This is a genomic window from Marinobacter bryozoorum (assembly GCF_023156245.1).
In the GTDB taxonomy this organism is placed as follows: Bacteria; Pseudomonadota; Gammaproteobacteria; order Pseudomonadales; family Oleiphilaceae; genus Marinobacter; species Marinobacter bryozoorum.
Window position 1 is genome coordinate 37,796 of the sequence record NZ_JAKZAH010000023.1, and the last position, 23,711, is coordinate 61,506.

The 23,711-nt window shown below is 59.7% G+C and carries 23 protein-coding genes and 1 riboswitch; of the genes, 16 read left to right on the forward strand and 7 right to left on the reverse strand.

Going from position 1 to position 23,711, the window contains the following annotated elements; all coding sequences use genetic code 11:
* Positions 1 to 13: 13 nt before the first annotated feature.
* The gene (locus MLC59_RS12990; protein ID WP_248234754.1) at positions 14 to 739 is read right to left on the reverse strand and encodes an urea amidolyase associated protein UAAP1; all 726 of its coding nucleotides are present in this window, start codon (positions 737 to 739) and stop codon (positions 14 to 16) included.
* A 56-nt stretch (positions 740 to 795) separates the two neighbouring features.
* Positions 796 to 902, reverse strand: a riboswitch (guanidine-I (ykkC/yxkD leader).
* Between the two features lie 314 nt (positions 903 to 1,216).
* Between MLC59_RS12990 and nhaB the strand changes: the two genes are divergently transcribed.
* Both nhaB and MLC59_RS13000 read left to right on the forward strand, forming a co-directional pair.
* Positions 1,217 to 2,722 (forward strand): sodium/proton antiporter NhaB, encoded by a 1,506-nt coding sequence (gene nhaB, locus MLC59_RS12995; RefSeq protein ID WP_248234755.1) that lies wholly within the window; start codon positions 1,217 to 1,219, stop codon positions 2,720 to 2,722.
* Between the two features lie 98 nt (positions 2,723 to 2,820).
* Entirely contained in the window at positions 2,821 to 3,579 is a 759-nt protein-coding gene (locus MLC59_RS13000) for a substrate-binding periplasmic protein (protein WP_248234757.1), read from the forward strand.
* A 3-nt stretch (positions 3,580 to 3,582) separates the two neighbouring features.
* Here MLC59_RS13000 and MLC59_RS13005 read toward each other — a convergent pair whose 3' ends face one another.
* On the reverse strand, positions 3,583 to 4,317 hold the full coding sequence (locus MLC59_RS13005) for a DUF3047 domain-containing protein (protein WP_248234759.1): 735 nt from the start codon (positions 4,315 to 4,317) through the stop codon (positions 3,583 to 3,585).
* A 79-nt stretch (positions 4,318 to 4,396) separates the two neighbouring features.
* Between MLC59_RS13005 and MLC59_RS13010 the strand changes: the two genes are divergently transcribed.
* The 3 genes from MLC59_RS13010 to MLC59_RS13020 all read left to right on the forward strand — a co-directional run bounded on the left by MLC59_RS13010 (position 4,397) and on the right by MLC59_RS13020 (position 7,047).
* On the forward strand, positions 4,397 to 4,699 hold the full coding sequence (locus MLC59_RS13010) for a hypothetical protein (protein WP_248234761.1): 303 nt from the start codon (positions 4,397 to 4,399) through the stop codon (positions 4,697 to 4,699).
* A 93-nt stretch (positions 4,700 to 4,792) separates the two neighbouring features.
* Entirely contained in the window at positions 4,793 to 5,668 is an 876-nt protein-coding gene (gene yghU, locus MLC59_RS13015) for a glutathione-dependent disulfide-bond oxidoreductase (RefSeq protein ID WP_248234763.1), read from the forward strand.
* Between the two features lie 110 nt (positions 5,669 to 5,778).
* On the forward strand, positions 5,779 to 7,047 hold the full coding sequence (locus MLC59_RS13020; RefSeq protein WP_248234765.1) for a DUF2254 domain-containing protein: 1,269 nt from the start codon (positions 5,779 to 5,781) through the stop codon (positions 7,045 to 7,047).
* A 22-nt stretch (positions 7,048 to 7,069) separates the two neighbouring features.
* On the opposite strand, the gene MLC59_RS13025 is transcribed toward MLC59_RS13020, so the two are convergent.
* Positions 7,070 to 8,329: an MCT family MFS transporter gene (locus MLC59_RS13025; protein ID WP_248234767.1), complete on the reverse strand. Its 1,260-nt coding sequence runs from the start codon at positions 8,327 to 8,329 to the stop codon at positions 7,070 to 7,072.
* A 496-nt stretch (positions 8,330 to 8,825) separates the two neighbouring features.
* Between MLC59_RS13025 and MLC59_RS13030 the strand changes: the two genes are divergently transcribed.
* The 4 genes from MLC59_RS13030 to MLC59_RS13045 all read left to right on the forward strand — a co-directional run bounded on the left by MLC59_RS13030 (position 8,826) and on the right by MLC59_RS13045 (position 12,008).
* On the forward strand, positions 8,826 to 9,500 hold the full coding sequence (locus tag MLC59_RS13030) for an alpha/beta fold hydrolase (protein ID WP_248234768.1): 675 nt from the start codon (positions 8,826 to 8,828) through the stop codon (positions 9,498 to 9,500).
* A 327-nt stretch (positions 9,501 to 9,827) separates the two neighbouring features.
* Positions 9,828 to 10,181 (forward strand): hypothetical protein, encoded by a 354-nt coding sequence (locus tag MLC59_RS13035; RefSeq protein WP_248234770.1) that lies wholly within the window; start codon positions 9,828 to 9,830, stop codon positions 10,179 to 10,181.
* A gap of 144 nt (positions 10,182 to 10,325) precedes the next feature.
* Positions 10,326 to 11,129 (forward strand): enoyl-CoA hydratase-related protein, encoded by an 804-nt coding sequence (locus MLC59_RS13040; protein WP_091850990.1) that lies wholly within the window; start codon positions 10,326 to 10,328, stop codon positions 11,127 to 11,129.
* A gap of 75 nt (positions 11,130 to 11,204) precedes the next feature.
* Entirely contained in the window at positions 11,205 to 12,008 is an 804-nt protein-coding gene (locus MLC59_RS13045; RefSeq protein WP_248234771.1) for a thioesterase family protein, read from the forward strand.
* A 2-nt stretch (positions 12,009 to 12,010) separates the two neighbouring features.
* Here MLC59_RS13045 and MLC59_RS13050 read toward each other — a convergent pair whose 3' ends face one another.
* Both MLC59_RS13050 and MLC59_RS13055 read right to left on the reverse strand, forming a co-directional pair.
* A complete protein-coding gene (locus MLC59_RS13050; RefSeq protein WP_248234773.1) occupies positions 12,011 to 12,721 on the reverse strand; it encodes an SGNH/GDSL hydrolase family protein in 711 nt (236 codons plus the stop codon).
* Positions 12,722 to 12,816: 95 nt separating this feature from the next.
* Entirely contained in the window at positions 12,817 to 13,452 is a 636-nt protein-coding gene (locus tag MLC59_RS13055) for a DUF3592 domain-containing protein (RefSeq protein WP_248234774.1), read from the reverse strand.
* Between the two features lie 222 nt (positions 13,453 to 13,674).
* On the opposite strand from MLC59_RS13055, the gene MLC59_RS13060 reads away from it, so the two are divergent.
* Positions 13,675 to 15,357 carry a DUF3592 domain-containing protein gene (locus tag MLC59_RS13060; protein ID WP_248234776.1) on the forward strand — a complete coding sequence of 561 codons (1,683 nt, stop codon included), beginning with the start codon at positions 13,675 to 13,677 and terminating at the stop codon, positions 15,355 to 15,357.
* 12 nt (positions 15,358 to 15,369) lie between these two features.
* Here the strand turns inward: MLC59_RS13060 and MLC59_RS13065 are convergent, their stop codons facing one another.
* Both MLC59_RS13065 and ilvG read right to left on the reverse strand, forming a co-directional pair.
* A complete protein-coding gene (locus tag MLC59_RS13065; RefSeq protein ID WP_248234778.1) occupies positions 15,370 to 15,663 on the reverse strand; it encodes an ACT domain-containing protein in 294 nt (97 codons plus the stop codon).
* Positions 15,660 to 17,357, reverse strand: coding sequence for an acetolactate synthase 2 catalytic subunit (gene ilvG / locus MLC59_RS13070; RefSeq protein ID WP_248234781.1), 1,698 nt, complete (start codon positions 17,355 to 17,357; stop codon positions 15,660 to 15,662). Before ilvG ends, MLC59_RS13065 begins: the two co-directional genes overlap by 4 nt.
* A 403-nt stretch (positions 17,358 to 17,760) precedes the next feature.
* Between ilvG and MLC59_RS13075 the strand changes: the two genes are divergently transcribed.
* From MLC59_RS13075 to MLC59_RS13100, 6 genes are all read left to right on the forward strand, one after another.
* On the forward strand, positions 17,761 to 18,516 hold the full coding sequence (locus MLC59_RS13075; RefSeq protein WP_248234782.1) for a MauE/DoxX family redox-associated membrane protein: 756 nt from the start codon (positions 17,761 to 17,763) through the stop codon (positions 18,514 to 18,516).
* A gap of 98 nt (positions 18,517 to 18,614) precedes the next feature.
* Complete coding sequence (locus MLC59_RS13080) at positions 18,615 to 19,754, forward strand: hypothetical protein (protein WP_248234785.1); 1,140 nt, start codon at positions 18,615 to 18,617, stop codon at positions 19,752 to 19,754.
* A gap of 70 nt (positions 19,755 to 19,824) precedes the next feature.
* On the forward strand, positions 19,825 to 21,054 hold the full coding sequence (locus MLC59_RS13085; RefSeq protein ID WP_248234786.1) for a nucleoside recognition domain-containing protein: 1,230 nt from the start codon (positions 19,825 to 19,827) through the stop codon (positions 21,052 to 21,054).
* A 199-nt stretch (positions 21,055 to 21,253) separates the two neighbouring features.
* Complete coding sequence (locus MLC59_RS13090; RefSeq protein WP_248234788.1) at positions 21,254 to 21,802, forward strand: PRC-barrel domain-containing protein; 549 nt, start codon at positions 21,254 to 21,256, stop codon at positions 21,800 to 21,802.
* 179 nt (positions 21,803 to 21,981) lie between these two features.
* A complete protein-coding gene (locus tag MLC59_RS13095) occupies positions 21,982 to 22,989 on the forward strand; it encodes a TAXI family TRAP transporter solute-binding subunit (RefSeq protein ID WP_248234789.1) in 1,008 nt (335 codons plus the stop codon).
* Positions 22,990 to 23,016: 27 nt separating this feature from the next.
* The gene (locus tag MLC59_RS13100) at positions 23,017 to 23,640 is read left to right on the forward strand and encodes a hypothetical protein (protein WP_248234792.1); all 624 of its coding nucleotides are present in this window, start codon (positions 23,017 to 23,019) and stop codon (positions 23,638 to 23,640) included.
* The last annotated feature ends 71 nt before the right edge of the window (positions 23,641 to 23,711 follow it).

A 23,711-nucleotide genomic window follows, 5' to 3' on the forward strand; every position in this document is an offset into this window, starting at 1 on the left:
GTCCGGCCTCCTGTTACTGCATCATGTGATACAGGGCGGTATTGGCGAAGGCGCGGGTAGCCTCCGGGGACGAGGTCTTGCAAGGGTCGGCATCGGTGACCGGAGCCGCCCTGAAAAGTTGATAGCGCAGGGGATGGCTGGGGTACTCCTCGGCCGGATTGAGCGGGTGCGGGCAGGTATGCAGCACCACGATGGTGTCCATCTCGAAGCGCAGGTCGACGGTGGCGCCGGCGCGTGAGTGACCACTTACATAGCGCATATTGCCGTCGTCATCGGTTTTCACCCGGCTGAACCAGTTGAGGTTGGCGGTCAGGTCTTTCTTGCCCAGGCCGTGCTTGGCCAGCTCGTTGAGGAAACTGGTGAAGCCGTTGCGGTGGTAGTGGTTGTGGGCGTCCTGATAGGTCTTGCGGCCCCAGCGCGCCTCCACCAGATCGGCGTTGCAGGTGCCGCTGACGGTATCGTGCCAGCCCAGGTCGTCGCGGGTGATGGAGGCGAAGACCCGCCCCATGTCAGACAGCAGAACGTGACCTTTTGTCAGCTTGAAGGTGTGCTGGTTCTTGAGGGTGTCCGGCATGTTGTAGCGTTCGAGGGGATTCTCGGGGTTGTACATCAGCATGCCGACGTTGGCGCCGCCGGTTTCATCGATCAGGCGTAATACATGGCCACGGCGCATGACAAAAGACCAGTGGGATCCGCCGGGAATCAGATCGTCGTAGAGGGGAGCTGCGGTTGCGGGCATCACCTTTTCCTCCTGGTTCGGGGTTCAAAATACGAGAGGCGTCAGTCACTGAACGATCCTCCCGGGCTTTTGTCCCGCCGTGTAACCTTGGAAAAGGTCGTCAACTCTCGGACCAGTCACCTGCGTGTTTTTGCCGCAGGCCGGAACCCTAGTTGACCTCTTTGTCAGATTGTCGCGCTTTGATATGTGGCTCAGTACCAACGTCTCGCTGCGTATCGTGAACCTATCAAGCTCCATGCCATGTGAGGCATATGGTTGATAAATAAGGATTATATTTGGCGTTGGTGGGCGGCATGCTGCCGTTTGATAAACGGGATCGCACCAACGTGGTGCGCATGGTCCGTATGTGGGCAACGGGAAGCACCAAATTAGTCGCCCTTTCGCATATCCCTTACCGAATATCAAGCACATTTGCCAGCGCATCTGGTAATATGCGCGCGCCCGTTAAAAGACTCGCCCTATAGAAGTGATAGAAAAATGCCATCGACCGTATTCGGCGGTTTCGCCGCCAATTTCCTGGGGAAAGCTCCTGTCTGGTACAAGCAGCTGATTCTGCTGTTCCTGGTAATTAACCCCATTGTGGTCGTTATGTTCGGGCCTGCGGTAGCGGGCTGGTTCCTGGTTGGCGAGTTCATCTTTACCCTGGCGATGGCGCTGAAATGCTATCCGCTGTTACCCGGCGGCTTGTTGGCTGTGGAGGCCCTGCTGATCGGCATGACCACCCCGGAGGCGGTCTATCACGAGCTGCTGATCAACTTCCCGGTCATCCTGCTGCTGATGTTCATGGTGGCGGGTATCTACTTCATGAAAGAGCTGCTGCTGGTGACCTTTACCCAGATCCTGGTCGGGGTACGGTCGAAGTCGGCACTGTCGATGCTGTTCTGCGCGGCAGCCGCGCTGCTGTCGGCCTTCCTGGATGCGTTGACGGTAACGGCGGTGATCATCAGCGTCGCCGTCGGCTTCTATTCGGTCTATCACAAAGTGGCTTCAGGCAAGGGTTACCAGCAGAAGGACCATAACGCCAATAGCGATGCGGATGTCATCGAGCTGCACCGGAACGACCTTGAACACTTCCGCGGTTTCCTCAGAAGCCTGTTGATGCACGGTGCCATCGGTACGGCACTGGGTGGGGTGGCCACCATGGTGGGCGAGCCCCAGAACCTGCTGATCGCCAAGACTGTAGGCTGGGACTTTGTGAGCTTTTTCGAGCATATGGCGCCGGTTAGCCTGCCGGTACTCGGGGCTGGTCTGTTCACCTGCTGGGCGCTCGAGAAATTGCGCTGGTTTGGTTACGGCACCCGACTACCGAGGGCTGTTCGGCGTGTGCTGGAGGAATTTGCCGATAACGAGAAGGCCAAGCGTACCAAGTCGGACCAGGCAGCCCTGTGGATCCAGGCCTTCGCCGCCGGTGTACTGGTGGTCGGGCTGGCCTTCCACCTGGCCGAGGTTGGTCTGATCGGTCTGCTGGTGATCATCCTGATCACCTCCTTTACCGGGGTAACTGACGAGCACCAGATTGGCAAGGCGTTCCAGGAGTCGTTGCCGTTTACTTCACTGCTGGTGGTGTTCTTTGCCGTGGTGGCAGTCATCCACGACCAGCACCTGTTCAAACCGATTATCGAATTCGTACTCACTCTTCCGGAAAGCCAGCAGCCGGGTATGTTCTTCATGGCCAATGGGCTGCTGTCCATGATCAGTGACAACGTCTTTGTGGCAACGGTGTATATCAGTGAGATCAAGCAGGCCCTGGAGGCCGGTGCCATCAGTAACGAGCACTTCCAGACGCTGGCGGTGGCCATTAACACCGGGACCAACCTGCCCAGTGTTGCCACCCCCAACGGCCAGGCGGCTTTCCTGTTCCTGCTGACGTCCGCCATTGCCCCGCTGGTTCGTCTGTCCTATGGCCGGATGGTGGTGATGGCCTTTCCATACACCATCGTGATGGGTGTGGTGGGACTGCTGTGTGTGATCTACCTGGTGTAACCGGCACGTACTATGGGGTGTTGAACTGACCCCTGGCAGGACCTATGGTGCGTCACGAAACGCGTGTCTGCCGTTGCCGGTATCCAAGGATAAAAACCATGGCAAGGTTGCTATTGATGGCCTGGTTGCTGATCCCACTGCTGACGGTGGGTGATGAACGGCCTCTGACTGTCGGTTATGTGGATTTTCCACCCTATCAGTTTCGCAATGCCGCAGGTGAGCCGGATGGCCGCTTTGTGGAACTTACCCGCAAGGTTGCGCAGGAAGCCGGGTACGACCTGAATTTCCTCTACCTGCCCACCGCCCGGGTGTATTACTACCTGGAAAGGGGGGATATTGATCTCTGGCAGGGGTTCGCGGGCAACCCGGCGCTGGGAGGCCAGGTGCTGGAGAGCGACACCAACCCGCTGCGGGTGGCCTATGGTGTCTGGTACTTGTCTGACACCCCCGAGCCCGGTCACTTCAACGATCTGTATGGTCAGACGCTCATTACCATTACCGGCTACAACTATGCCGGCCTTGCCACCTACCTGAGCCACACCGATCATATCCGGGCCATCAATACCAACAATCATCGCTCGGCCCTTGAGATGCTGGCGCGCGGGCGTGGTGAATACCTGCTGGACTATCAGGAGCCGGTCTTGAACCTGCTGATGGAAGAGCCGGTTCCCGGTATACGATTTACGCCCATGTGGGTCCGGGATGCCGCGTGGCTGTTTTCGACGGCTGCCGAACAGGCGCCCCGATGGAGGCAGGATTTCGACCAGGCCTGGGATCGCCTGGTCAGTCGGGGCGAGGTGTTACCGGTCGAGCGCGCTGGCCAGGCGCGACGGATGGAAGGCCTGCCGCTGGAATAACGCTCAACGCCGGCTCAGGCTGATATCCCCATACCAGGCCCTTGCCATTTCACCGGTGTTATCCGTATCGGACATGATCGCCACGCCCACCAGTCGGGGCGGATCCTCCCCGAAGGCGGCGCGGTAATCAGCCACGATGTCCCGTTCAACGGTGACCCACTGGCCCAATTCTTCCTCGCCGGAGTTCACTGCAATCATCATGGTGTCATCAGTGAACGGGTTCGCGACTATCTCCCCCTGGGGCAGGCGGTTAGCCCAGATGTAGTTCAGGGCCTTGCCGGGCAGATCTTCCCCGAACAGGGCGCTGATGGTCTTGCGTTTCGTGCGCTCGAACCAGCTGGCCTTTTCCGGCTCGAATTCAAACGCCACATAGATACGCGCCGGGTAGTCATCACCGGACTTGCGGCGGGCATCGCCCTTTTCCAGGGTATTGTCCACCTTCCAGCGCCAGCGCAGGATCAGTGAATCCCCCGGTTCCAGGGAAACCCGTGTGATCAGGCCGGAGGCACTGTTATCCGCCCGGGCCTGTATCACCTGTCCCTGGTCCGGATCGGAGACCAGTTCATACTGGCTTTGGCGCCCGATATCCGGGAACTCCAGGGGTTCCCAGCCGTGCTCGCTGGTAAGCGCTGGCAATTCCGAGAACCGGGGAATCGGGTTTGGGGGTTGTCCCGAGGCACTGGCACCCACCGCCAGGAACAAAAGCACTGCTATCGGTTGCCAGTGGTGCACGGTCATGATCCACGGCTCCATCTGTTGTTGTAACAGGACATTTCAGGTTTACCATCCTATTCTACGATCAAGAGTAGCCCCGTAGATGACAGCGGCGGCTGCGGCTATTGAACCTGTTGGCAGGAAAACCCGTATCACCATGGCATCGAATGATTACCACGGCGACCATGATCCGGACCTGGTGCTGGAAACCATCCCCGACGTCCGGGATGGCCTCACCCGCACCGAGCGCATCATTCTCCATGTGCTGAACCAGGCGCAACTGGAGCGCAATGGCCGTAATGTACCCACCGTCATGCTGTACGGGCGGGTGCTGGAATACGTCAATCTCAGCGAGGCCGAGCTGCATGTCTACCTGGACCGCCTCGGGGTCAAGGGAAAGCTGTGAGCCCCGCCGGCAGGGTTGGCGTCTGGTCCGGGCTGGTGGCAAGATGGATCACCACGCTGAATACCAACAGAAGCGGCAAGCGAGAGTATCACCATGACCGAGAATACCTACACACCCCCGAGAGTATGGAAATGGGACAAGCAGGGCGGCGGTAAATTCACCAATATCAATCGCCCCATTGCCGGTCCGACCCACGACAAGGAGCTACCGGTAGGCAAGCACCCGCTCCAGCTCTACTCCCTGGCCACCCCCAATGGCGTGAAGGTGACTGTCATGCTGGAGGAGTTGCTGGAAAAGGGCTTCGAGGGAGCAGAATATGACGCCTGGCTGGTTCGCATCATGGAGGGTGATCAGTTCTCCAGTGGATTCGTGGATGTAAACCCAAACTCCAAGATTCCGGCCATGGTCGACCACAGTGTGGATCCGTCTCTGCGGCTATTCGAGTCCGGCTCTATGCTCCTCTACCTGGCAGAAAAGTTCGGCGCTTTCATACCGAAGGATATTCATGGTCGTACGGAAACCCTCAACTGGCTGTTCTGGCAGATGGGCAGCGCACCGATACTGGGTGGTGGCTTTGGCCACTTCTACGCCTACGCACCGGAGAAGTTCCAGTACCCCATTGACCGCTACACCATGGAGGTCAAGCGCCAGCTGGACGTGCTGGACCGGCAGCTTGCGAAGCACGAGTTCGTGGCCGGGAGTGAATACACCATCGCCGATATGGCCATCTGGCCCTGGTACGGCCAGCTGGTGACCGGCACCATCTACGAGGCCCAGGAGTTTATCGAGGCACACAGCTACACCAACGTGGTGCGCTGGAGTAAGCAGCTGCAGTCCCGTCCTGGTGTGAAGCGCGGCCAGATGGTCAACCGGGCCTGGGGCGACCCCGCAGGTCAGCTGCTGGAGCGCCACGACGCCAGCGACTTTGAGTTGCGTACGCAGGACAAGTTGGGCGACGACAAGGGCTGACCCCGCCTGGACACGGGCCTTTCCGTTCTTGTTTACAGTGTTTGCGGGGGCCGGATATGGATGTATCCGGCCCTTGCACGGCAGTGGTAGCCATACCAGGGAGCAGGTCCATGACCGGCAAGGGCAAATCAATCCTGTTTCTGATCAACCGCTTGCGGGAGCGCCTCTGGTTCCGGCCGGCGGTGTTCAGTATCAGCTCCCTGGTGGCGGTTTTTGCTGCGGGCTGGGCCGACAGCTCTGGTCTGGGTGGCTGGCTGCCGGATATTGAACGGGATACCGTGGAAACGCTGCTGTCCATCCTCGCGGCCAGCATGCTGGTGATCGCCACCTTCGCGGTCGGTTCCATGGTATCCGCCTATACCGCTGCCACCAGCAGCGGGACACCCCGCAGTTTCAACCTGGTGTTGCGGGACGATATATCCCAACTTGCGCACTCCACCTTCATTGCTGCCTTTATCTTCAGTGTCATCGCACGGGTCAGCCTTGAGGAGGGCTATTTTGAGGGTGATGGCTACTTTGTGATCTTCGCGGCCGCCTTGTTTGTGTTCGCCATGGTGGTCCTGGTGTTCGTTTACTGGGTGGACAGCATTGCCCGTCTGGGCTTGCTGGGGCCGGTGATTGACCGGGCTGAACGGGCAACCCGGGCGGTGCTCACGCAGAATCGTCGGCGCCCCTGGCTGGGAGGTGTGCCCCCGGAAGGACGTGTGCCGGAGGGAACCCCGGTGGTTACCGACACGGTGGGTTATGTCCAGGAAATCAATGTTGAGGATTTGCAGGCCTGGGCTGAGGAAAACCGGGCGAGGGTCAGGGTCATCGCACTGCCAGGCAGCTTCCTGTCACCCAGGGCAGAAATGGCACGGGTGTGGTTTTCCGAGACCGCACCAGAGCGGATCGAAACGGACCAGCTGGCGGCGTGCTTCACCGTGGACCGTGACCGGGTATTCGACCAGGATCCGGGCTTTGGCTTCGTGGTGCTGTCTGAAATTGCCATGAAGGCGCTTTCTCCGGCAGTGAATGACCCGGGCACAGCCCGCAAGGTGCTACAAACCATGTTGCGGCTGCTTGATGAATGGTGTCAGCCGGTTCCGGCTGGATCGGTGGAGGCTCCGTTCGACCGGGTGGAGCTGCCTGCGGTGGATGTGGGCAACCTGTTTGACGGCGCGTTCACCGGCATTGGTCGCGACGGCGCCGGTACGGTTGAAGTTGCCGTATCCCTGCAGCAAACCCTGTCGGTGCTCGCAGCCAGCCACGACCGTGATGTGGCGGAGGCAGCCTTGCGCCACGCCGCCATGGCACTTGCCCGGGCCGAACAGGCGCTGAGTCTCTCGCAGGACCTGGAGGCGGTACGCGCCGCCAGCCCGGGACACGGGCAAGCCTGAGCACGGTTTTCGGGGCTGACTTTCAGGTGCCGGGTTTACGCAGTGTCACGATGGCTCCCGCGGCAACCAGGTTAGCCGCGATACTGCCAATAATGGCCAGGGTATAGTTCTGGGTCAGGTCGTAGGCATAGCCTGCCGCGGTCGGTCCGACCAGGGTGCCCAGGGCCACGCTGGTATAGAGCACACCAATAATACTGCTGATGTGCCGGCCACCGAAATAATCCATCACCAGGGCGGGCATCAGGGCGACGAACCCCCCGTAGAAGGTACCGAAGGTCAGGCCGAAAATCGCCAGTGGTACCAGGGTGTCTGACACCAGCCAGATCAGCAGGGTCACGCCCATACCCGCGAAGGCAAGGATCAGGGCCAGCTGACGGCCAATGCGGTCAGCCACATTGCCCAGCAGGAAGCGCCCCACCGTACTGCCCACGCCCACCATACCCAGCAGGAAGGCTCCCTGACCGGCGGACATGCCCTGATCCGTCGCGAAGGGCACCAGGTGCACAAAAGGTACGAACAGCCCGAAGGAGGCAATCAGTCCGGCGAAGTACAGTGTCAGGAAGGGCCGTGACCGCACTGCAACCCGGAGCTCGGTGCCCTCGGACGCACCCGATGACGTAGCGGGCAGCGCGGGACCCCCATCTGGAGCCAGGCCTTTACTGCGGGGATCGTTGACGAACAGCAGTGCCATGGTGATGCCTACCAGGGCAGAGAGTATGCCCAGCGAGATATAGGCCGTACGCCAGCCAACGGTGCCAATCAGCAGCGCGGCCAGAATGGGCATCAAAAGGGTGCCAAACCCGATACCGCTGACAGCCAGGCCCGAGGCAAACCCGCGCCTGCGGGCGAACCAGCGCTGAACTGTGCCCACTGAAGGCACATAGGAGCAGCCAACCCCGAGACCCACGCCAAGACCATAGGCGAGGTAGACGTGTACCAGGTTGTCTGCAAAACCTGCCAGCACCAGCCCCGCCGATACAAAGACCATACCTGCAATGGCCATGGGCCTGGTACCGAACCGGTCTGCCAGTGGCCCGGTGACTACCCCAAGGCTGAAATACAGGAATCCTGCCAGGGAGAACACCAGCGAGACCGCACCCCGGGAGGCGCTGAATTCCTGTTGCAGGGCGTCGACAAAGGCACTGAAACTGTAGGCGGCGCCAAAACCCACAAAGGTCACGGCGAAGGCCGCAGCCACCACGTACCAGCCATAGAATAGCGGTCTGGGGCCAGCGTCGTTCTCATCGGAATGGATGTCAAAACCTGTCTTTTCAGTGGACATTGGCAAAGTCACTTAATGGATAGCTTGTTGTTGTTTTTACCGGTTCATATTGGCCCCGGGCTGCAGTTTGTGCAAGCTGTCCATAAGGAGCGTCCGCCGGTCACACTACTTTGGCACTGCGCTGCGCCCTGACGATAATCAATCCCATGAAAGCCACTTCCTTCTTGATATCAGCAGGTTACGAATTTCTCGCTGGTTTAGTCTTGTCCATCAGGCCCTGTTGGTACAACGACAGCAATAGAGCCCGACCCCAGGTCTTGACAGGCGCCCGCCTTTGTATGATAGTAGTAATATTAATATCATCATATAAAGGCGGTTGCTTATGAATACCGAAGGATCTATTGCGCAGCACTCACCCCGGAGAGGGACCGAAGGACCCTCGGCCGACAAGGTTTTCCAGCAGTTGATACAGCCTCGCCGGGTTCCGGCCACGGAGCCTGAGACGCACTTGCTGGCCGGGGCAACTCAACTAAACACGGTATTCAGCGGGGACCGGGTGGCAATCTGGCGGTGGGGGCACAGTGGGCCCGCTGTGCTGCTGGTTCATGGTTGGGACAGCAGGGCGAGTCACCTGGGCAGCTTCGTTGAACCGCTGTTGGCAGCGGGCTACCAGGTTGTGGCATTTGATGGCCCGGGTCATGGGGAGTCCGGCGGTCACCACAGCAATGTGGTGCTGCTGGGACAGTCGATACTGCAGGTGGTAGCGGCGGCGGGTCCGGTGCAGGCGGCAGTTGGTCATTCCATGGGATCACCGGCCTTATTGTATGCGTTCGCCCATGGCCTGGAGGTTGATGCCAGTGTTCATCTGGCCGGCCCCAGTTCTTTCAGGCGGGTCCTTGAACGCACCGCATTACAGACCGGGCTGGACGCCGGGGGGCAGCGGGCACTGATGACGCTGATGGAGGCCGAAACCGGCATTCCCATTGAAACAATGGAAATGTCGCACCTGGCCCGGGGCCTGCGACACCCGTCCCTGCTGTTGCACGACCCGGAGGATCGCGAAGTACCCTTTGAGGAAAGCCGGGAGCTCGGGGCAGCCTGGCCCTTGTCGACCCTGCACGCGGTATCCGGAGTGGGTCACCGTCGCATCCTTGGCGACAGTTCTGTGCTGGGGCTCAGCACAGATTTCCTGCGGCGGACCCTTCCTGTAAATGACGACAGCATGCAGTAGGCCAGGTCAAGAGTGACCCTTACCGCGACACTAGATGAAAAGGACATTTCATGAGTAGTATCGATTACATGGCGTAAGCCAACATCACCATTCTCGGCGCAGACCTCGCTATCAATAATGCTCCCGTTGGGCTAAACGCAGGCACTATCGCGTTGCTCGAGATTGTGCGAACAAATCGTGACTTCGACCAATGTCATTGAGGCATATGAAATTTCTTGCTCCGGTATTCAGGTGTGCGAAACGATGGTTCGCGGGTCTCTAAAAATTATGCCGGGTGCTAAAGAGTCGATTGCTGAATGTCAGTCATAGGATAAGGCGGACATCCACATGGAAAACGTTAAACAACCTGGCACTAAACTGTTTCTTAGCTATCTCCTGCTTGTGCTCTCTATTCTGATCTGGGCTGGTGCTTGGTCATTCCCCGTGGTAGCTGAGCAATGGGTAGGTCTATCAAACTGCGCCAGCGGTGTATGCGGTGCAATTGTTGAGACTTATAGTTCCCTGCTGTTTAAAGTCGTTGTAGTCGGCGTTTTGATATTGCTTACCGCGAAAGAACTTCTGGTCAGCGATAGTGGTAAAAAGCTCAAACTGAATTTGGGGATATTTCTGCTTGGTGTAGTAGTAACCTTTATTTTTATCGTCGGTTTAAGCTTGCCGATCCTTGGTGCCGAACCTGTATAGCCTTGGTGTTTGCAGGGACGTCCCGCAGTAGGTCAACGAGCGAACCCAGGGGCACCAGGGAAAGCACGGGCTTCGCTCTCCGGAAGCAAATTCATAACCGGTGGTTTATCCTTGTGTTCCCCCAAGACAACCAAGGAGCCCCTGATGAGCAACCTCCCCCAACTGACTGATGCCCTGCTGACCCTCGAAGACCGTGTCGCGGTGCTGACCCTGAACCGTCATGACCTGCGCAACGCACTGACCGGTTCCAACCTGATTGACGATCTTGTCGCCACCGCCGACTGGGTGAACCATTGTGACGACGTCTCTGTGCTGGTCATTACCGGTGCGGGCTCGGCGTTCAGTGCCGGTGGTAACGTCCGCGATATGGCAGAACGGGGCGGCGACTTTGCTGGTGATGTGGCCGAATGCTCGGACCGGTACCGCAAGGGTATCCAGCGTATACCGCTCGCCCTGCAGGCGGTGGAAGTGCCTATTATTGCTGCCGTTAATGGCCCGGCTATTGGTGCCGGCTTTGACCTGGCCAACATGGCCGACGTGCGCATTGCCTCCGAGAAGGCGAAGTTTGGCGAGACCTTCCTCAACCTGGGTATTATCCCTGGCGATGGCGGTGCCTGGTTCATGCAGCGCCTGATTGGCTACCAGCGTGCCTTCGAGTTGACCCTCACAGGCCGTGTGGTGGAAGCAAAAGAGGCCAAGGAGCTGGGTATCGCGCTGGAAGTGGTGCCTGCTGACGAGTTGATGCCCACGACCATGAAGATGGCTACTCGCATCGCCAGCCAGCCGCCGAAAGCTACCCGCCTGACCAAGCGTCTGATGAAAATGGCCCAGCGCATGGAGTTGAAGGACTTCCTGGACCTGTGTTCCGTCTTCCAGGGCATGTGCCATAACGAACCGGAACACCTGGACGCAGTGAACCGCATGCTGGAGTCCATGGCGAAGAAGTAAGTCACGGGCGGGACGTCCGGGTGGATTCTGGTAACCTGTTGCTTTACCAGACCTCCACAATAACAAGGACAACCCATGACTGAAGCGCTTTTTCAGCGAGACGGCGACCTGTATCTGCCAACGCCCGCCTGCGGCAGCCCCTGGAGCCCGGGGCAACTGCACGGTGGGCCGGTGGTCGGGCTGATGGCCCATGCCGTGGAACAGGCGTCGGACAATATGGATCTGCACCTGTCACGACTTACCGTGGACCTGCTGCGAGCTGTCCCCAACGCTCCATTGACGGTGACGACCCGCCTGGTGCGCGGCGGCAAACGGCTGCAGATCCTGGAGGCGTCGTTATTCGCAGGTGAGGCCGAGGTGACCAGGGCAAGCGCGCTGTTCCTCGAGAACCGGCCGGTTACTGTACCGGAACAGGGACAATTTCAACCAACAGAGCTGGAGCCTCCGTCCTGGCCAGTGGAGGCCAGCATTGCCGAAGCCGGTGGCTGGCAGAACCGTTATTCACCCGTGGGTCTGCACAGTACGGCGAAGGCCGTCGTTATAGAAGGCGTGGATGGTGGCGGGCAGGGGGTGGCCTGGCTGAAACTACCGCTACCGCTGGTCCAGGGTGTGGAAACCAGTCCTACCGTTATGGCGGCCACACTCTGTGATTTCGGCAATGGCGTCGGTCAGCTGAACCTGTCCAGCGAGCTGGGCTGTATCAATACAGACGTTACCCTCTACCTGCATCGGAGCCCGGTGGGCGAATGGCTGGGGCTGGATGCCCGAAGCCGGATGCAGGACACCGGTGTCGGCCTGGTGGAAACGACGCTGTTTGATTGTCAGGGCCCGGTGGGCAAGATATTACAGGCGATCATTACCATGAAGGCGCCCGGTTAAATTTACTGATCTACCAGCTCTGCCAGGGTTTCACCCATAAGCCGGTAGCCGCTCTCACCTGGGTGATAGCCATCAGCCGCCAACAACTCGGAATCAGTGACGGGCGGGTAGCAAAGGTGGACGAAGGCCTCCGGCTGCGTCCGGGCAAGCTTCCGGTAAACACCGTCCAGCTGCCGCGCCCGCCAGCCCATGACCTGCCGCAACGGTGATGGCAATGCGGTGAAACGGTGCATGGGCGGTACGCTTAGCAATCCCAGTGGTGAGTCGTAGCGATTGCGCAGCTGCTCGCCCAGGGTTACCAATTGCTGCCGGAACCGGCTGCGGGGTGTCAGGGCTGTGGTGTCATTCACCCCCATGCTCAGCAGGACCAGGTCCGCCTCGGGCAGGGCGTCGGTATCGAGTTGGTCCATCAGTTCGGCGAGGGTGGCGCCATTGATGCCGAAGGTATGCCACGCGGTAACCCGACCGGTACGTTCATGCAGCCGTCTCGCAAGCTGACTGGCCAGCCCCTGGTCGTGGGTTTGCACGCCAACCCCGGCCGCGGTGGATTCGCCAATCACCAGTATCCGCCGTTCCGGAATACCTTCGCCGTACTGCCCGAAAGGCTCGCCGCCCGCCTCTGGTAGTCGCACGGTATTGCGCCGTGCCTGTTTGCCCTGATAGAGCAGCACGGGTGACAGGCCGGCGGTGGTCAGCCAGAAGGGCAGGTGCATGGTGGTATCCCCGTGAGCGAATGATGAGGTCGCCGTGGAAGAATGCTATGGCGTCGTCGTCGGAGCAAGCGCAAGGGCAACACTAATCAAGCTTGTTAACCACCGGCAGGTCCAGTGTGAATGCCACGCGGCTGGCGCAGGGATTCAGTTTCAGGCTCTCCTGTCAGGACGTCTGAATTACTGCACGAGAGGCGAATATCCGCATCGGATACGGGTCGTATGTTGTCACTCAATCCGTAATAACTGGCCATGAAGTTACGGAACGCGCTGACCCTGGCTGCACCGGTAGCAACCACGGCCGCCAGCATCAGTAACGACAGCATCGGATAGTCTGTTACCTCGTCCACCATCGCAGGCAGGTTGAACAGGCCGATCCCGATAAACACTGCGCCGACCAGTATAAATGCAGGGGCACGCTGGTGCTGGTGAAGCTTGAGCATGGCAACCCCTGGAAAGTCCTGGCTCAGGTGGACGTCCACCTTCCTTTCAGGCCAGAGACCATGGGCCCTGGCTCGAACCGGCGCATCAAATTCAAACAGGCCTTCATCCGTGCTGAACCGGATACGCGGCTGCCGCTGGCTGGTGCCGGCGAGGAAGTGCTGTTCCACGAGTTCGGCCACCGTACCTGGTACGGTGTAGCTGTTACTGAAAAAGCGGTCCTGGTCGCCGAAGCGGCCCCGGCTCAGGATCAGCAGTAGTATCCCCATCCCGATAAATGCGGCGCTGAACAATCCTGGACTCCTTTGTTGGCTTAGCGATAATTTTCCCGAACTTTACTGTGCCCGGGAATGTTTTGCATGGCCGTGCCTGGATAGTGAGACCTCAGCACGTTTTCCGGTAAGCATCCGATCATTTCAGTTGTGCCCTGTGTGCCGGATCACCGCCAACCGGCTGCCTGTTCGTGCACAATCCTTCCCTGACGATCAGGAACCCTTGGTATAGGAGCTATCGGCGTGGCATCGGAAGATACCCGTAAGCGTTACCGAATCGCCCCGGCTATTTTCGGACTTGTTTTTCTGTTGGCGGGCCTGGGCGTGATTGTACTTGGACCGCTACATACTCTGATCAAGCATGGACTCACGTCCGGGTGGGAACGGGTGCCGGCTCAGCTTGAATATGCCCGGCTAACCAGCAACAGAGTTGCCGACAGCGGTACGACCAATGCTGTCGACGCTCGCTATCACTATGTTTACGAAGGGCGCCCGTACGCCGGTAGGCGAGTGGGCTACGACCGGGGCAGCGACAATATCAGCCGCTATAATGAGCGGCTGGTCTCACGTCTGGAACGCGCACAAAGCCGGGGAAGCCTGAAGGCCTGGGTCAATCCGGACGCTCCGTCCGAAAGCTACCTGGTGAGAGAGCTACGTTGGAAAAAGATGGGCTTCATGGCGGCGTTTGGTGCGATTTTCTCCGGTGCCGGTGTGTTCCTCGTCTGGACGGGGGTGCGTGAACCTTCTGCAGCGTCTACGGGCACAGGCCCGATTGCCTCTACGGAAAAACAGAGCTATTGGTTACAGGGTTTTCTGTCGTTTGCGTTTCTGGCCGTGGGCTATCCGGCCTACGCTGCCATGCCTGCGCAGCTGGCGGAGGGGAACTGGTATGTTCTTTTCTTTCTGTTATTCCCTGTCGTGGGTTTCTGGCTTGGCTATACCGCCTGGAAGACCTGGCGAGGCTGGCGGCGTTTCGGCCCCGCCCCTTTGTCACTGGACCCGGCACCGGGTCAGGTGGGAGGCGACGTTGGGGGACGAATTGCCCTGGCGAAAGGTTCTGATGAAGGAGAGTGGGTGGTAACCCTTCAGTGCCTGAAGGTGGATGCCAGCAGAAGTAATCGTAGTGGGCTGGAAAACATGCTCTGGCATGAGGATCAGGTGCCCGAGGTGCGCGAGCTGGGCAAGGGAATGGAGATACTGTTCCGTTTCGAGCCTCCCGATAACCTGCATGCCTCGGGGATTCAGGGTCGGGATCAGGTGAAATGGCGCCTGTTGCTCCACGGTGGAGGGCGCCATCCCCTCCGGCGAACCTACGAATGTCCCGTCGAGCAAGGTACCGCACGCTCCGCTGTCCGGCTCAGTGAGTCTCATGTTCGTTACCATGAACAACAGGGCCGGATTCGGGCAATCTCGGAAGCTGCCGAACAGATAGAGGTTCGCCGACAGGCTGGTGGATGGGTACTACACAGCCGAATCGGACGGCATCTTTTTATGAAGCTGACCGTGATACTGTTCGGTTCAGGCTTTGCGGGATTTGGTGCCTGGATGTGGCGTCTGGGTGAACCGGAAGGTGCCTTTCTTTACATGATGAGCGTCCCTTTCCTGCTCATCGGTTTGCCGCTGGTAATCGGCGGTGTCTTCATGATGGGCCGGAGCCTTACCGTATCCGTCAAGGGTACACGGGTATCGACCGTGCGCTACTGGCTTGGCCTGCCACTCTGGCGGCGTCAGGGAAAGTTGATGCACGCAGAGCAGCTGACGTTCCATGGTGGTATTAGTATGGGCCAGGGTGGGCGTACGACCGACTTTATGGCCCTCGCCGTGAAAGATGGCAGCAAGACGATCCGCCTGGCCGAGGGCCTGGTAGGGCGCCCATCGGCCGAGGCGTTCCGGGATAATCTGATACGGCTCCTGGAGTTGAGCTAGGGTTATCAGCCGCTACGACGCTGTCACCCGATACTCCTGATTTGCGGCCAACGGTTGTTCCTGGTCTGCGAGAGTCACACCAACCACCGTCTGTAACTTCTCTAACTGGCTTTGCAGCATCCCGATAGGCCGCGTGCCTTCCAGGGTGAGGGCGATATCCAGCGAGTTGCCGACCTGCTCCATGGCCATCCGTGTAATGCGGAAACCGCGAACCCGCGCCACCTGGCAAAGGCGTTCCAGGGCGGCGGCTTCCGGGGTCATGCGGCAGTGTATCTGGTAGCTGGCGGCCTTCGGTTGCGGGTTCATGCTACGTGCTCCTTGTTGCGTCGTGGGCGGTGGGTTTCGTCAATCATGTCGGTGTTGCCGGCGCCAGGTTTGACGATGGGCCAGACGTTTTCTTCCCGGGCGATGGCGACGTGCAGCAGCATCGGGCCCCGGTAGGCCAGCAGGGTTTCGATCCCGCGGCGGACCTGGTCACTACGGTTGATGTGCAGGGCGTGGATACCAAACGCCTTCGCCATGGTCAGGAAGTCCGGGTTATCGTCCAGGTCGATCTGGCTTTCCCGGTTGTTGTAGAACAGCTCCTGTTGCTGGCGGACCATGCCCAGGCACTGGTTATCCAGGATGATGATCTTCACCGGTAGCTGGTAACGGCGGATGGTGGCCAGCTCCTGGGCGTTCATCATGAAGGAGCCATCACCGGTCACGTTGATCACCATACTGTCCCGGTCGGCGAACTGTGCACCGATCGCTGCCGGCAGGCCGAAGCCCATGGTGCCCAGGCCGCCGCTGGTCAGGTGGTGGCGGGGATGGTCAAAGTCATAGTACTGGGCGACCCACATCTGGTGCTGGCCAACGTCGCAGGCAATGACGGTGTCGTCGGGGGCGATGCGGGAGAGCTGGCGAATAAACGCCGGGCCATGGATGGGGGCGTAGGGGTCGTCGTTATCCGCTGCATGGAAGCCGCCAGTGGTATGCCACTGACCGCAGGTTTGCTGCCAGTGGCTGATGGCCAGGGGTGACGTTTCGACTTCCCCCGTGAGAGCCCGCAGAATCGTTGTCAGATCACCCTTAAGGGTAAGATCCGCAGGCCGCAGTTTGTTGAACTCGGCGGCGTCAGCGTCGATATGAATGGTCCGGGCATTGGGAGCAAACGCCTCCAGCTTGCCTGTGGCCCGGTCATCCAGGCGGGCGCCGATTACCAGCAGCAGGTCGCATTCGGCGACCGCCCGGTTGGCCGCCCGGGAGCCGTGCATGCCCAACATTCCCAGATCGTTCGGTGCCCGTTTGCCGGCGTTACCCAGCCCCTTGAGGGTGGTGACGCCGGGTAGACCGGAGGTCTCCGTAAAGGCCCGGAAGGCTTCTTCCGCATGGGCCAGTGAGATACCGCCTCCGCTGTATAACAGGGGTCGCTGACTGGCCTTGAGCATTGCCATGACTTTGGAGACATCAACGTCCTCGTTGCCGGTCTCGACTTCTTGAACGGCCGGCCTGGCGATCACCTCGGCCAGCAGGATGTCCTTTGGAATGTCGATCCAGACCGGGCCGGGACGCCCTTCGCTGGCCAGGTGAAAGGCTTGCTCCAGGATGCCCGGCAGTTCGTCGGCCTGCTCCACCAGGTAGCTGTGTTTTACGATACCCAGGGCCATGCCCAGCATGTCGGTTTCCTGGAAGGCATCGGTGCCGATCAGGGCGGAAGGCACCTGCCCGGTGATTACCACCATGGGAACCGAGTCCCGGTGGGCATTGGCCACACCAGTGATGAGGTTGGTGGCGCCGGGGCCGGAGGTGGCAATGCAGACGCCGGTTTTGCCGCTGGCACGGGCGTAGCCATCGGCAGCCAGGGCGCAGGCCTGCTCGTGGCGGCACAGCACATGTTCCACCACCGCATCGTCCACCAGGGCATCGTATAGCGGCATGATACAGCCGCCGGGGTAGCCGAAAACCGTGTCGATGTGGTGGCGGTGGAATGCCTCCAGGATGTGCTGTGCGCCGTTCATGGTGTTTTCCCTTTGCTTTCTCAGGTGCAAAAAAAAGCCCCCGGAACCTTTCGGTGCCGGGGGCCTTGGTGTTCGTCTGGTCTGTCAGTCAATCAACCGTCTGTCCACGCAAAAGCCCCCGGATGGCACCACGACCACCAGGACTAGCTTCACGATTACGACAACGGCGTTCAGATTCATGGGTATGAAAATCGATTTGTTTGACAGTAAACCTGAATCTAACGCGGCCGGAGCCATTGCGCAAGCCTTTTGGTCATTCGGCGCAGACAGATCCTGGCGGTTGACGGTATTACGCAACCGTAAGGGCGCTGGGCACAAATGCGCCATGGCCACTGCTAGGCTGAACAGGAGAACGTGATTGATTTATCCGGTATCGGCGTGCAACGCCGAGGAGGCAGCTCGAGTGGAGAATGCGAATTCAGGCAAGATAGCCCAGCTCTATCGCATGGTGATGTCGGAACATCTTTGCCCGTTCGGGATGAAAAGCAAGTTCCTGCTCGAACGAAAAGGCTATACGGTGGAAGACCACCATCTTACCAGCCGGGATGAAGTGGACCGGTTCCAGGACGAGCATAACGTGGATACCACGCCCCAGACCTTTATCGATGGCCAGCGTGTCGGCGGCTATGACGAACTGAGGGTACACTTTGGCCTGGACGATCCGGACGACGACACCAGCTATCAACCCGTCATCGCGATATTTGGAACGGCGCTGCTGATGGCCGTTGGCGTTATGTGGTTCTTCGACCATGCCGTTTTTTCCCTGATGACCGTTGAGAAATTTGTCGCCATCGCGATGATCCTGCTGGGGTTGCAGAAACTGCAGGACGTGGAAAGCTTCAGCACCATGTTCCTCAACTATGACCTGCTGGCCCAGCGGCAGGTGGCCTACGGGTACCTGTATCCGTTTGGTGAAACCCTGGCGGGCATCCTCATGCTCGCGGGCGCACTGATCTGGCTGGCATCGCCGATTGCCCTGTTTATCGGCACGATTGGGGCCTTCTCGGTTTTCAAGGCGGTCTATATTGACCGGCGGGAACTGAAGTGCGCCTGCGTGGGCGGCAACAGCAACGTGCCCCTGGGCTTTGTCTCGCTGACGGAAAACCTCATCATGGTGGCCATGGGATTGTGGATGCCGTTCCGGATGTACGTGATGTGAGTCTTGCGTGGTGCCGACCGAGCAGCCATAGGAGAACCTGACAGGGATGGTATAAGCTGGAGGGCATCTGTTGCTGACCAAAGCGCGAGGTGTCCCGGTTGAAAACTGCGGTGGTGCTGATGGTACTGGCCGGCGTGTTGGCCGCCGGCGTGGCCGGGTGGCATGAGCCCGAGCCCCTGGAAGAAAGACTTGTCCGGATTCAGGCGCAGGAATCCCTGCCCGATGTGACCCGGGTGGAGGAGCTGCCGGTTGAGCTACAGGCGGCATTGCTGGACCTGTCGGATGATCCCCTGGTGTCCCTGAAGGCCCGGGCAGCGGTCATGCGCTATCCGGATATGGCAGCCCGGGTTTTGCCACTTTACGCCTCGGAACGCGAGTTCCGGGATATCCTGGGCCGTTATGGTGAAGCAGTATTACCACCGGTGAGCTACTTTATCGACAACCCGGTAGCGACGATTGAATCAATGAATGCCCTGTCCCGCCAGTATGACCGGATACGGGAATTTGTGGAGAGCTTCCAGCCTTCCCGGGATGAGAGCGCCACTTCGCCTGAAGCGCCAGAACAGGGTGAACCCGCTCCGGAACTGATCCCGGAACAGCGTGGCTGGTATGCCGTTAACTTTATTGATGCCGAGGGCCACGGCTTTCTTGGCCAGTTCGAAGTGGCGGATGACGGTTCCGTTCACTGGATCCAGACCGAGCGCATCACCGAGGGCGTCACCGATTTCTTTACCAGCGGCATCCGTACCCTGGAGACCCGTCAACGCACCGGCGAGGAAATCCGCCTGTCTGACATTGGCTGGGCATCGGTGGATGTGCTGGTCTTTGCCAGCTCAGTAAAGGTACTACGCGCCGGCCGGGCCGCCGCAGCCACTACGCGAGGGGCCGGGTTTTCGACCCGCTCCGCCGCGCTGGCGGCGCGGGTGACCGGTGCCGGAAGAATGGTCCTGCGCAGCGCCCGCTATGCCCGCTGGCCACTGGTCATTGGCGCCGGCTACCTTGTGATCCGCCACCCGGTTGTGATCAGTGATGTGCTGGCAGAAGTTGCCCGGGTTGCCGGCCTGCCCACGTGGCTGGTGCAGTGGGCAGGCTGGACGCTGATTTTGTTGCCGGTACTGATCCTCCTGCGCTGGCTGATGCTGCCACTGGCGGCGCTTTTGCGGGCTTTGGTGCCCGTATTGCTGTGGCTTGGCGGTCGGGCGCGCCGGGCCGGCGGCCTGCGCGAACGGGCCTGGTGAGGATGGCGAATGGCACAGGAAGCCACGGCTCCGTTGCGTGCGGGCCGACGGGCAGGGAGGCCAGCAGTCCATGCTGAACGGAATCTGGCTCAGCTTCTTCTTGGCGGCCTTTGCGGCCGCACTGTGGCAGTGGCTGGGTAACAACGACCCGGAAGTGTTCAGCCGCCTGGTAACCGCGCTGTTCGATATGGCCGAACTCAGCGTGGAAATCGTGTTGGTTCTGGCCGGCACCATGACCCTGTGGCTGGGGTTTCTCGCCATTGCTGAAAAAGCCGGCCTGGTGGACGTGCTCGCTCGTTTGCTGGACCCCCTGTTCCGGCGACTGATGCCGGAAGTGCCCAGCGGACACCCGGCCATGGGCCACATCACCATGAACTTTGCGGCTAACGTGCTGGGCCTGGACAACGCCGCCACGCCCATCGGCATCAAGGCCATGCATTCCCTGCAGGAACTCAACCCAAGCAAGAATACCGCCAGCAACGCCCAGATCCTGTTCCTGGTGTTGAACACCTCCTCCCTGACCCTGCTGCCGGTGACGATTTTCATGTACCGGGCCCAGCAGGGCGCGGCCGAACCCACCGCCGTCTTCCTGCCCATTCTGCTGGCCACGTCGGCCTCCAGCCTGGTGGGGCTGCTGACTGTGTCCCTGGTGCAGAGGCTGAAGCTCTGGCACCCGGTAGTGCTGGCCTACCTGGTAGCTGGCGCTGCAGCGCTTGGCCTGTTGCTGGCCACACTGGCAGGCATGTCTGCCCAGGCCCTGGAGGCCACGTCGACCCTGGTGGGCAACCTGACCCTGTTCGGTATTGTCGTGGGTTTCCTGGCCATCGCGGCCCTGCGACGGGTGAACGTGTACGACGCGTTTATCGAAGGTGCCAGGGAGGGGCTTCAGGTGGCCCTCAGCCTGCTGCCCTATCTCGTGGCCATGCTGGTAGCGGTAGGGGTTTTGCGGGCCAGCGGGGTGCTGGAGGCGGGGCTGGAGGGCTTCCGCTGGCTGGCAGAGGCACTGGGTTGGGATACCCGGTTCGTTGATGCCCTGCCCACGGCGTTTATAAAGCCGCTCTCCGGCAGTGGTGCCCGGGCCATGATGATCGAAACCATGGACACGTTTGGCGTAGACAGCTTCCCGGCTCTGATGGCAGCCACCATGCAGGGCAGCACCGAGACGACGTTCTACGTACTGGCGGTTTACTTCGGCGCGGTGGGTATCCGGCGGATCCGCCATGGCCTGGCGTGTGCCCTGCTGGCGGACCTGGCGGGCATCGTGACCGCCATCGGCGTCTGTTACTGGTTCTTCGGTTAGCTAAAACCCGATTGATAGCCGAAATTCAGGACTTTTTGTCCGTAATTCCCGCAAGTTTCATTGCCATTCCGTCACTTGGACTGTCGCGACGCCGTTGCTAGTTTTATCGGCAACGTGATCGGCATCACACATCACGTTCCCTGGCTTGGCCCGTTAGGGTCAGCCATTTTCCGGGAGTTTATGGAAGAAGGAGTTCACTATGAAACGCACACGTCTGGTTCGCGCAATGGGCATTTCCCTGATCGCCGGTTCAATGGCGTTTGGTCTGTCAGCCCAGGCAGCACAGGGGCTCTATTCAGCGGATGAGTTGATGGATGCCGACGTCTATGACAGTAACGGTGAGGAAGTCGGTGAAGTGGAAGACATTCTCATGGGGGACGACATGTCGGTGCATTCCCTGGTTATCAAGACCGGCGATGTACTGGGCCTTGGTGGTCGTGACGTGGTTGCCGAGCGTGGCAGTTTCACCGTCCGCGAGGAGCAGGACGACGACGGCGACGAGTTCGATGACCAGGACTACGAAGTCCACATGGAAGCTACCCAGGACGAGATCAAGGCCCTGCCTGAATACGATGAGAGCTGGTGGAACCAGACTCGCGAGAGCCTGAGCCAGGCCTGGCAGAACACCAAGGAAACCAGCCGTAGTGCCTGGGAAGACACCAAGCAGGCTACCTCTTCCGCCTGGCATAACGTGAAAGAAGGCGCTGATAAAATCTCTGATCGCGCCGAAGACGCAGTCGATAACTGATACGGCTATCCACGGGGGAGCAGGGCTCCCCCGGTTCATCCTGCCCCGCCTCAGCCATTCCTGGTTTCTCTTGTTATCTACGACGTTTGGAGTAGTGGCCGTATTGGCTACACTGGTCTAGATTTACCCTGATCCATTGATTGATAAAGACAACAATCCGATCAGGGAAGGACCAGACCATGACAAAGAACACCATTTTCAGATCCGCTACCGCACTGCTCGCCGCTGCCAGCCTTGGCCTGTCCATGACCGCGCAGGCGGAAGGCAAGTACATTATGGGTACAGCCACCACGGGTGGTACCTACTACCCGGTGGGTGTGGCCATTTCCACACTGGTCAAGGTAAAGCTTGAGCCCACCGAGAACATCTCCGTTTCGGCCATCAGCTCCGCCGGTTCCGGCGAGAACCTCAAACTGATGGACGAGGACCAGGCCCAGTTCAGCATCCTCCAGGGGCTCTATGGTGCCTGGGCGTGGGAGGGAACCGACCCGGTACCAAAGGCCTACAAGAACGTTCGTTCGGTATCGATGCTGTGGCAGAACGTGGAGCACTTCGTGGTTCGCAGTGAACATGCGGACACAGGCACTATCGAGGATATGAAGAACCTCTATGGAGAGACCTTCTCCATTGGCGCCCGGAACTCGGGCACAGAAGGCTCCGGGCGCTTTATCCTCGGCAAGGTCGGCATTGACCTGGATGAGATCGAAATGGCTTACATGGGCTACGGCCCGAGCGCCGACTCGCTGCAGAATGGCAATATCGATGGCATGAACATCCCGGCCGGTGTGCCCGCATCCGCGGTGACCCGGGCCTACGCCAATATGGGGGATGACATTGTTACACTGAATTTCACCGAGGAGCAGCTGGCTGAGGTTAACAGTGAATTCGAGCTGTGGTCGGCCTACGAGATTCCGGCGGGCACCTATCCCAACCAGGATGAAGTTATCAACACCATTGCTCAGCCGAACATCCTTGCCGTGCGGGAAGACGTCCCTGAGGAAGACGTCTACCTGATCACCAAGACCATCTACGAGAACCTGCCGTTCCTCAACAACATCCATGCGGCCACCAAGGCCATGGCGCTGGAGAAGGCCATCGTGGGCCTGCCCATGCCGCTGCACCCTGGCGCCCAGCGGTTCTATGAGGAGCAGGGCATCGAGATCCCCGATCGCCTGAAAGCGCAGTAATCCGGCGATCAACAGGGGAAATCGTGTGTGACACAACCACGCAGTGACGATGCCGGGGCTGATGCCCGACTGGAAAAGATCCGCGAAGAAAGTCCGAAAGAGGCCCCCGAGCGCCTGGAACACCCGGTCATTGGCCGGGTGATCTTTGCGCTGGCCATCGGCATTGCCCTGGTCCACCTCTGGTTCAATACCTTCTCGACGTTGTCGGAGCTGTGGACCTCGGCCCTGCACTTTGGCCTGTTCGGGTTGCTCTGCGCCTTGGCAATGCCCCTGATCCGTAGTGAGCGGGCAGGGGTTCAGCGTGCGGTTTTCTGGGTCGACCTGGCCCTGGGGCTGGCGGCGCTGGGGTGTGCGCTCTACCTCATGGGTTTCGAGGACGCGCTCTACGACCGCGGTGTGGTTTTCTCCACCGCCGATTGGCTGGTGTCGATTGTGGCCGTGGTGCTGGTGCTGGAGTTTGCTCGGCGCACCACGGGCTGGTTTATCCCCTGCCTGTGCATTGTCGCGCTTACCTATGTCGCCTGGTGGGGGCAGTATGTGGACGGCGTGTTCAACTTCCCGGGCCTGACCTGGGAGACGGTGCTCTACCGGTCCTGGATGGGCGGGCAGGGCATGCTCGGTTCCATTGCTCGCATCTCCTGGACCTACTAATCCGAAATAAAGTAAGCGAACATCACCCGGAGATGTAAGCCAAATCTGGATGACCAAAAAAGGACTGCAAT